The following is a 1,072-nucleotide window of genomic DNA, read 5'->3' as shown; positions in this document are numbered from 1 at the left end:
AATGAGGCAACTATGAATTACACTGAAGTCAATTTTGATGGGTTAGTTGGACCAACACATAATTATGCCGGACTGTCATATGGCAACGTGGCATCTAAGTCGAATGCCAATAAAGTCGCAAATCCAAAAAAAGCTGCGCTACAGGGTTTAGAAAAAATGCATACGCTTAGCCAGATGGGGTTACATCAAGGTGTATTAGCGCCCAATGCTCGACCTGACTTAATCACATTAAGAAGCCTTGGCTTTTCAGGCTCAGATGCCAATGTCATCTCTCAGGCTTCAAAATCAGCACCGCAATTTTTAAAAGCATGCTATTCGGCATCTTCTATGTGGACAGCCAATGCGGCAACCATTTCACCAAGTGCTGATAGTGGTGACGGCAAAGTGCATTTCACCCCAGCGAACTTAAACAACAAAATTCACCGCGCTATTGAAGCAAAAACCACCAGCAAAATTTTAAAAGCCACTTTTGCAGATGAATCTGTGTTTACGCATCATGCACCTTTACCACAACACCCCCTGTTTGGAGATGAAGGCGCCGCAAACTACACCCGTTTAGCCGATAGTTATGGTCATTCAGGGTTGGCGCTTTTTGTATATGGCGAAGATATGAATAGCAAAGTAAAACCACAGGTTTTCCCAGCAAGGCAAACTCGTCAAGCCAGTGAAGCAATTGCCCGAAGTCATCAACTAGATCCAGCGCAAACGCTCTACATTCAGCAGAACCCTGCAGTGATAGATCAAGGTGTATTCCACAATGACGTGATCGCCATTGGCAATGAGAATGTATTTTTATTTCATGAACAAGCATTCTATCAACAGAAAAAAGTCATTGCGCAAATCAGACAAAATTACACAGGCTCACGCCCGCTACATTTAATCGAAGTCTCTGACGCTGATTTGAGTGTTGATGAAGCTGTTCAAAGCTATATCTTCAACAGCCAACTAGTAAGCTTGCCAAATGGCGGAATGGCATTAATTGCTCCGAGCGAATGCCAAACAATCGATACTGTAGAACGCTATTTGGCGGCACTTTGCCAAGCCAGCAACCCTATCAACGAAGTCATTTATA

General features: G+C 43.5%; 1 protein-coding gene. It reads left to right on the top strand.

Annotated elements, in window-relative coordinates; translation table 11 throughout:
- Positions 1-12 precede the first annotated feature (12 nt).
- Positions 13-1,072: N-succinylarginine dihydrolase (locus AC4MRV_RS22170; RefSeq protein WP_491189422.1), on the top strand; the 1,060-nt coding region annotated here is incomplete at its 3' end.

It is taken from the genome of Vibrio sp. (genome assembly GCF_984391705.1).
Note: the sequence above shows the minus strand (reverse complement) of the source record. Positions and strands in the feature narration are given on the sequence as shown.